General features: G+C 42.0%; 10 protein-coding genes. All 10 read right to left on the bottom strand.

Annotation, left to right across the window (positions count from 1 at the left end; translation table 11 throughout):
* Positions 1 to 6 precede the first annotated feature (6 nt).
* The 10 genes from Q0K03_RS03195 to rsfS all read right to left on the bottom strand — a co-directional run bounded on the left by Q0K03_RS03195 (position 7) and on the right by rsfS (position 8,413).
* Entirely contained in the window at positions 7 to 744 is a 738-nt protein-coding gene (locus Q0K03_RS03195; protein ID WP_297237644.1) for a metallophosphoesterase, read from the bottom strand.
* A 50-nt stretch (positions 745 to 794) separates the two neighbouring features.
* Positions 795 to 2,429: a DAK2 domain-containing protein gene (locus Q0K03_RS03190; protein ID WP_297237647.1), complete on the bottom strand. Its 1,635-nt coding sequence runs from the start codon at positions 2,427 to 2,429 to the stop codon at positions 795 to 797.
* Between the two features lie 8 nt (positions 2,430 to 2,437).
* A complete protein-coding gene (locus Q0K03_RS03185) occupies positions 2,438 to 2,797 on the bottom strand; it encodes an Asp23/Gls24 family envelope stress response protein (protein ID WP_297237642.1) in 360 nt (119 codons plus the stop codon).
* A 45-nt stretch (positions 2,798 to 2,842) separates the two neighbouring features.
* Positions 2,843 to 3,892 (bottom strand): FtsQ-type POTRA domain-containing protein, encoded by a 1,050-nt coding sequence (locus tag Q0K03_RS03180; RefSeq protein ID WP_297237640.1) that lies wholly within the window; start codon positions 3,890 to 3,892, stop codon positions 2,843 to 2,845.
* Positions 3,886 to 4,785, bottom strand: coding sequence for a UDP-N-acetylmuramate dehydrogenase (gene murB / locus Q0K03_RS03175; RefSeq protein ID WP_297237638.1), 900 nt, complete (start codon positions 4,783 to 4,785; stop codon positions 3,886 to 3,888). The genes Q0K03_RS03180 and murB overlap by 7 nt, the downstream gene beginning before the upstream one ends.
* Entirely contained in the window at positions 4,782 to 5,870 is a 1,089-nt protein-coding gene (gene murG, locus Q0K03_RS03170; protein ID WP_297237635.1) for an undecaprenyldiphospho-muramoylpentapeptide beta-N-acetylglucosaminyltransferase, read from the bottom strand. Before murG ends, murB begins: the two co-directional genes overlap by 4 nt.
* 41 nt (positions 5,871 to 5,911) lie before the next feature.
* A complete protein-coding gene (gene srtB, locus Q0K03_RS03165; protein ID WP_297237633.1) occupies positions 5,912 to 6,649 on the bottom strand; it encodes a class B sortase in 738 nt (245 codons plus the stop codon).
* 61 nt (positions 6,650 to 6,710) lie between these two features.
* The gene (locus Q0K03_RS03160) at positions 6,711 to 7,409 is read right to left on the bottom strand and encodes a 5'-methylthioadenosine/adenosylhomocysteine nucleosidase (protein ID WP_297237631.1); all 699 of its coding nucleotides are present in this window, start codon (positions 7,407 to 7,409) and stop codon (positions 6,711 to 6,713) included.
* A complete protein-coding gene (locus tag Q0K03_RS03155; RefSeq protein WP_297237629.1) occupies positions 7,390 to 8,085 on the bottom strand; it encodes a class I SAM-dependent methyltransferase in 696 nt (231 codons plus the stop codon). Before Q0K03_RS03155 ends, Q0K03_RS03160 begins: the two co-directional genes overlap by 20 nt.
* On the bottom strand, positions 8,075 to 8,413 hold the full coding sequence (gene rsfS, locus Q0K03_RS03150) for a ribosome silencing factor (protein ID WP_297237627.1): 339 nt from the start codon (positions 8,411 to 8,413) through the stop codon (positions 8,075 to 8,077). The genes Q0K03_RS03155 and rsfS overlap by 11 nt, the downstream gene beginning before the upstream one ends.
* Position 8,414 lies beyond the last annotated feature (1 nt).

The raw sequence follows: 8,414 nt of genomic DNA, 5'->3' as shown, positions 1-8,414 counted from the left end.
AATGCTTTATTTTACGCCCAGTTCAGGTAAGATCTCTTTTAAGGAAACAACTCGATCATACAGACAGAGAATCGGTTTTCCCTGCGGTGTACGATACAGCTGGTCCGTATGATAGTGTCCATGAAACCAGGCCGTGTATTCCAGCTTCTGTTCAATCTGGTTTAAAAACTCGTGGATATCCTGATATTGGGCTCCATAAGCCTGGATATCGGTTTCATACTTTGCAGACAAGGGATGACTTAGAAAGACATCATGGGTCAATACATAATCAACCTTCCAATGATATTTGTCCAAAGTTTCCAGTGCGTGCGCACATTCTTTTTTTGTAGGGATCTCGTCTTTCCACCAGGTTTCATGTTCCTTGCGGTAGATACGATCATGAGAATAAGCACCCCCAAAAGTAAAGAATGTCTGATCTTTTATCGTAAAGACTTCCCCACGCATCAAATGAAAGATATTCGTTCGGATCCTGTGAACCCTTCCTCCATGCCATTCTTCTTCCGGATAGGAATTCAGAACATCAAAGTTCTCATGGTTTCCATCAATGAACAAAGTCGTCCAAGGCAGACTTTCCAGCCAGTTGAGCCAAAAACGGTCTCCACTGTCTCCATCCCAGATACATCCAAAATCGCCGCAGATGATCAAATAATCGTCTCTGTTCATCTTAAGGCCCTCTAAAAACTCATCGGGATTGATCTTATGAATATCGATCTCACGATGTGTATCACTTGTCAAATAAATCATATAATTTAAAACCCCTCAAAAAATGCCTGATTGCTCAGGCATCTTATTTTTTATTCTACACCAAGTATAAAGGAATAAACCGGCTGATCGCCAGAATGAATTTCCACTTCGGCATCACTGGTTTCCTCGATATAATCAGCCAATGCCTGCGCTTGTTCAGGCGTAGCGTCTTTTCCATAGATCAAAGTGACCAGTTCACTGTCTTCATCAACCATCTTATCGATGAGCTGCTTGGTTGCGCTGATACAATCAGGGCAAGAAACAACGATTTCTTTCCCAAGGATGCCCATATATTCATCCTTTTTGATTTCCAAGCCTTCATACGTTGTGTCTTTGATCGCGTATGTAACCTCTCCCGACTTCACATGATTGATGGCTTCCTGCATCTCTTCAAGGTTTTCTTCCAGATCCACCTCAGGATTAAACATGACACAGGCACTTAATCCCTGAGGAATCGTTTTTGTAGGAAGAACATGGATATCCTGATCTTCGCACACCTGACTGGCTTGCTGAGCAGCCAGAACGATATTGGAATTGTTTGGAAGAATCAAAATATGATCCGCATTCAACCGGCCGATAGCGCTGACAAAATCTTCCGTACTTGGATTCATGGTCTGGCCTCCGCCTACAACGACATCGGCACGAAGTTCCTTGAACATCTTATCAATACCTGGACCCGGAGCTACAGTAATGATCGCATATTTCTTATGTTCCGGTTTGATCTCCAACTGGCTTTCTTCTTCTTTTTCCAGTATATTATCATGCTGTTCCTGCATGTTTTCCACTTTCAGCTTCACAAAACGGCCTTGACGTTTTCCCATTTTGATAGCCGTCTTAGGCTCCAGAGTGTGAACATGGACCTTCACCAGATCTTCATCCTGAACACAGACGATGGAATTACCGATCGTGGATAACTCCTCCTTGAATTTTTCTTCAGAGAAATTACGGATTCCGTTTTCACTTAAGCGAAGAATGAATTCTGTACAGAATCCAAACTCTTCTTCTCCGCCTTGTACACGGCTTTGTGCTTCGCTTACGCTTTCACTGGATTTAGAAGGTTGGATCACTTCTCCGTTCAGTGCCGATAAAAAGCCTTCCAAGATCACACACAGACCTTTTCCTCCACTGTCGACAACCCCAACTTCTTCCAATACCGGTAAGAGCTCCGGCGTTCTAAGTAAAGATTCATTGGCTTCATCCACCATTTTTTTCATCACCGCAACGCAGTCTTCCACTTCTTCCGTTACAGTATAGGCATATGTATAGTCTGCTGCTTCACGAACTACTGTTAAAATCGTACCTTCGACCGGACGCATAACCGCACGATAGGCAACGCGAGAACCATTGACCAGCGCGTTGGCAAGCTGCATCGCATCGATCTCATCAAGATCTTCCACCGCTTGATAGAACCCTCTGAAAATCTGTGATGTGATGACACCAGAGTTTCCTCGAGCTCCCATCAATAAACCGCGGGACAGTGTCTTGCATATTTTCCCTACCGTATCCGCATCTTCTTTTAAAGCTTCTTTGACCCCGTTTGAAAACGTCAAGTTCATATTGGTTCCGGTATCGCCATCCGGTACAGGGAACACATTTAACGCATCGATCTCGGCAGAATGATTTGCCAGATTATTCATACCTGAGGTCAACATGTCTTTCAATAACTGACTGTTGATTCTTTCCATCTTCACACCTACTTCTCCAGTCGAACACCTTGAACGTAAATGTTTACTTCAAGGCATTTCACTTCTAACGTTTTTTCCAAAACATATTTAACACGTTTTTGTGCCTCGTTGACAACTTCGCTCAGCTTGATTCCCTGTAAAGCGATGATATACAGATCCAAAACAAGACCTTCCTCTTTCTGTGTCACGACAACACCGCGGGAATAGTTTTCTTTTTTCAAAAGTTCTGCCCAGCCATCGCGAATCGTTTTCTGACTGGTCATTCCAATAACGCCGTAGCTTTCGGTGATCGTGCCGCCGGCTAAACTGGCAATCGCATCCAGCGAGATTGAAATCTGTCCATATTCTGTAGACTTATTGATAGGCATAAGAAATACCTCCTGTTCGTATAGTTAATTATACTCTAAACCATGCTAATTTACCACATCAAAAGATAGGGTGGAATCATTCCATGAATAATAGATTCCCGAACCTGGATCATAGTACAGATCCAGAGTGGCACTGTATTCCAAACCAAAGGTTTGATCCTGCACCCAGTCAGAAGCCGCACTGTAATAGTCGGTTGTCGGATCCTGAGAGTCTTCCGCTGCCGGATCCTGTTCAGGCTCCTGAGCCGGCGTCTGGGATGGAGTGGTTTCTTCTGGGTCTTGTGTTTCCTGAATCTCTTGGTCCTCGGTATCTTCCTTATCTTCTTTTTCCTCTTTATCTTCTTTGTTTTCTTTTTCCTTTTTCAAGGCATCGCAATTTATTTTTTCAATCGCAGAGTTTGCACTATCCAACATCAGACAGACATTTTTTCCCTCTAACTGATTGAGCATATCTGCGTAATTGGCAAGCATAGATAAAGAATCCAGAGAAGTAAATATCTTATTTCCATCCTGCATCGTGATTTGAAGCATGTTGGCATCGTAAGTGGATTCATAAGGAATGATCTCCGCAATTTTTTCTATCACTTCTTTATTAAGAACCTTTTTATCCTTTTCAAATTCTTTAGCGATCTGTTTTCTTTGTTTCTCGGTGAAGCCGCTCAATAAAGGAAAATGAAGAATGGACTCTAAATTCTCCGAGTTGATCTTTATTGACTTACCGCTTCTGGTCAATACGTAATTTTGATTTTTTTCCACATAATAGCCGATCACATTTCGTTCTTTTACTTTGATCTTGAGAGAATTATCCTTACGCTCTATATCCACATCTTTGATCAACGGCAGTTCTTCCACTTTATTTTTGATCTGGAAGGCAGGTGTCAGCCATAACCGGGTATTCACCGTCACATGGGCCGCTGAAAGAATCTCCTGGTCCGAATAATAATAATTTCCATCCACCTGAATCGCCTGAACCTTTGAATCCGAAGAGAAAAAATACACCAAAAAGCTGGATAAGACAAAAATCAAAAGGCTGAGGACATAGATGGACCGTATACTAAACAGATCGATTCGACTTTTCTTTTCTTTCTCTACCAAATCAATCGCTCCACTTCCGTGATCAGATCAATGTCGTATACTTCTTTGGCTTTTGTCTGGATCAAGGAAATCAAATCAAGCACATTCTGACAAGTCGCCGTTTGATCCACATTCACAATAAAATTACTGTGTTTTAATGACACCTGAGCGCCGCCAATCTTGTGTCCCCGCAAGCCAAGGCTTTCAACCAGCTTCCATGCCGGCATAGCTTCTGGATTCCGGAAAACACTTCCGGCGCATGGCATATCCAATGGCTGCGACTCCATTCTTCTCTGTCTTCGGGAAGCCATCAAGTCTTCGATTTCTTTTCGATTTCCTTCCTTTAACTGAAAGCAGCCGCCAAGAATGATCCAATCTTTATGGTTTTGAAAAAGAGAATGGCGATAGCCATAATCAAGATCTTCTTTCTCAACCCATTCGATCTTACCGTCTCGTAGAATGTATACCCCTTTTAATATCGATGCGATATCCGATTTGTAGGCCCCGGCATTCATATAAAGAGCACCGCCCAAAGATCCAGGGATCCCGGACGCAAATTCAAGTCCGCTTAAAGAATTTTTCATTGCTTCGATGGACAGATTGATGATGGAACAGCCTGCCTGTGCCAGTAAAAGGCCTTCTTTTTCGAAAAAGAAATCATTTAAGGTTCTGTCCAGATTAATGATCGCACCATGAAAATGATTGTCACTGCATAAGAGATTCGATCCTCTTCCCAACACATGGTAAGGAACCTGTTCTTCCTTCAACAACTGCAGGATCCTCATCAAAGCCAATTCATTTTTAGGATATATATAGTAATCAACCGTACCGCCGATACGATACGTTGTGTGTTTCTTCATTGATTCGTTTTGTAATACTTTGCCATAAACTTCAAGTTTTTCCAGTAAAGTCATACTCTATCCCCCTGATCAACACATTTCTGGCATTCTTTTACAATATCGTATGCCGCATTGGGTTTTCCTAATTTCAATGCATTCTGACAGACTTCGTTCATCTTGTCAGGATCCATAAACAACTCCATGATTGCCTTTCGTAAAGACTGTGCGTTCAGATCTTTTTCCTCGATCATAAAAGCCGCTTTTTTATCCACTAGTACGCTGGCATTATAAAACTGATGGTTGTTGGCAACATACGGGCTGGGAATCAAAATAGCCGGAATTCCTAAGGCCGTGACCTCTGCCAGTGTCGTAGCACCGGCCCGGCAGATCATACCATCAATTTTTTCATAGATCTTTAATGTGTCCACATAACCAACCACATGAACATTTTGATACCCGTCAAAGAGCGATGCGTCTTTTAAATTGTCTTTTCCACAGACATAAATGAACTGAACCCCTTCTTCAATCCCCTTCAAGGCATCCTTCATCAGCTGGTTCACACTGCTTGAACCTAAGGATCCCATCATCACCAGAATGGTCTTTTTTTCCGGATCCAAATGTAAAGAATCATAATACTCTACATCCAGTCTGGCTTCTTTGGCAATCGTTCCTCTTGGGTTTCCCAACAAGATCGTTTTATCCTTAGGAAAAACTTTCCCGCATTTTTCATAACAGGTAATAATACGGTCGACTTTATTCATCACCAGCTGGTTGGCCTTTCCTACAATGGAATTCTGTTCGTGGATCATTGTACAGATTCCTAAAGAATGACCGGCAAGAATCACAGGGGCGCTGACATAGCCGCCAAAGCCAATCACAAGATCGGGTTTAAATCGTTTAAGGATCTTCTTGCTTTTATGATACGCAAAAAAGAGCTGACCGATTGCTTTGAATTTATTCAAAACAGAGCCAACTAGACCCGAAGTATGTAAAGATTCAAATGGATAGCCTCTTTCAGGAATCAGCTGGGCTTCCATACGATCATCATTTCCAATAAATAATATCTCACTGGAAGGATCTTGTTTCCGGAACGTATCCATCAAGGCCAGTGCCGGATAAATATGTCCACCTGTCCCTCCTGTAACGCAAATTATTCTCATATCTATGAAAGTATAACACAAATTTTTGATTTTTTAATACTTTAGTCCGTAATCTCTATAGATTCTTCAACCGGCTCCAGTTTTCCCATCAAAACCAGGCGCTGATCGCTGTCAAAACCATAGTCCAGATCACAAGTGGATAAAGAAATCAGGTTCCCTGAACTTAAATCGATATCGCGTGTGTATTGCGCTTTCGCAAGCATTTCCTGGATCCTTTGTTCACGATAACTGCCAAACGAAGTCGTATAGTACACCGATCCATCCGCCGTCTTTGAAAAAAGCACAATCGAACAGCGGTAATTCTGTCCAGGAGTCAAAAGATAAAAATAAGGATGCTCTTCGAAAAAAGAAGCGTCTTCAAAATAGGAAAGATTGGTGAACATGCCTCCGATATCCACGGAGTGCCCATAAAGGATCGAATTATCCTGAGAAAAATCTTTTGCGGAATCCGCATTCAAAAAAATCGATCCCATGCGATTATATTCCCCATTGATCGTATGATCTAAATAATAATCATTGTCTGAAGACTGTACCACCGGATAGGAAATATCACATCCTGGAACATAGATCCATCCCACAATATCCGGACTCTGAGCCAAAAGAGAATCCCAATCGGGATCCAGAATATTCTTTTCTTCAGAAACCACCAGCTTTTCCAGTTCTTTGGTTTCTTCTTTAACCGTATTCTGTGTATTAAATATCGTCCAAAGCTGGTACGCACTGAACCCAAAAACGCCCAGACAGACAATCATCAAGATTCTATAGATCCACTTTTTCATGATTTTATCTTATACGATAGAAGATTCCATGACAATAAAAAACTGTCAAAATGACAGTTCACTATAAATTCTTCAAAACTGTATAGACAAGTTGGGCCGACTGTTGACTGGCATGAGCTACATATTCGGTAAACTCCATAGGATTTTCATCATGGACCGCGACATCGCTCAGACAACGAATGACCACAAAAGGCACCTGGAAGGCATCTGCGATCTGAGCCAAAGCTCCGGCTTCCATTTCAGAACAAACTGAATCGGGAAATCTCTCCATCAATTTCTGAAAATCTTCCCTTCTGGACATAAACAGATCTTGTGATGCGACCGTACCTGTATGAAAAGGGATCCGATTTTCTGATGCTGCTTCTTGAACGGCAGCAATCAGATCGTTCTCTGCCGTAAAGGTAAGACCCATGCCTTCTTCGCCATCCAGAGGGCTGGTATCAAAATCTGCCTGCACCACTTTATCCGAGATCACAATATCCAATACATTTTGATCGTCTTTTAATCCCCCGGCGGTACCTATGTTCATAAGGGCATCCAGATCATGATCGAGACAGAGAATCGTTGTCGCCATAGCGCAGCATCCCTTGCCGACTCCGCTTTTACAAATTACGATCTCTTTTTCATCGAGTGTCCCATAATAGAAAGACACAGGACCGATTTTCTTTTCGTTTTCAATCGAGCATAAAGATTTGATGGCTTCGACTTCCACATCCATCGCCGCCACAATACCGATGCGATTACTTCTTTTTACATACATAAAAATATTTTTCTCCTGAATCGATTCCTTTTTTATCAAAGTCGGTACGTACAGACAAAATATCAAAAAATTCAGATAAAACTTCTTCCAGCCAGGCAGGATCATAGACACGCTGCATATGATGTTCCTGGATCACCATCCCATTGGCTTGATAGAAGGCAAAATCCTGATAAATGATGTCTTCTTCGCTGGTGATGGACCATTGATAATCGATATTGTCTATACGTCCGGTTTCATTGTATTCATTTTTAAACTCTTCAATGCGGTCCAGTGAATGGGTATCAAAAAAGAAGAGTCCATGCGGATTCAAATGATCAAAGACTTCCTTAAAAAATAAACGAACTTCGGCTTTATCTAAAAGGTAATTGAAGCTGTCGCACAGGCAGGCAACCGCATCATATGTCTGAAATTGAGACAGATCTCTCATATCACCGCAATAGAACGAAACGGAACGATCTTTTTTTCTGGCCTGTTCGATCATTTCGCTGCTCAGATCCAAAGCATTCATTGAAAACCCGTCCTGAGCTAAGGCATGGGTGATTTCGCCGCTGCCACAAGCCAGTTCCAACATAGAACAGGGTTCAGTGAATTCTTCGATCCATTCCACCCAGGCTTGGGTGGCCTGATCGTCTTTTACCAGGGCATCATAATACGATGCCAGTGTATCATAGATCATATGTCACAACTGGAACATCACTATACAGCCGATCCAGCTGATACACCTCTCTTTCCTCTTTCACAAAGAGATGCACTACGATATCTTTTAAATCGATCAATAGCCAGCGGGAAGAAGCGTCTCCTTCCACACGAAAATCAAAATCCGCTTTTTGTTCTCTAAGCCGGTCTTTGATGTTCTGACAGATCGAATTGCTTTGGCGTACATTGTTGGTCGAAGCAACGATCATATGATCCACAAAAGGAGTAAGACTTCTTGTGTCATAATCTTTGATATTAAAGCCTTTTTTTTCGCTGATTGCCTTTAAGATGATTTCTAAATTTTCCAAA

Origin of the sequence: uncultured Faecalicoccus sp., assembly GCF_944327125.1 — a bacterium.
Classification (GTDB): Bacteria; Bacillota_I; Bacilli_A; order Erysipelotrichales; family Erysipelotrichaceae; genus Faecalicoccus.
The sequence above is the reverse complement of the archived record's forward strand: the minus strand, read 5'-3'. Positions and strand labels throughout refer to the sequence as shown.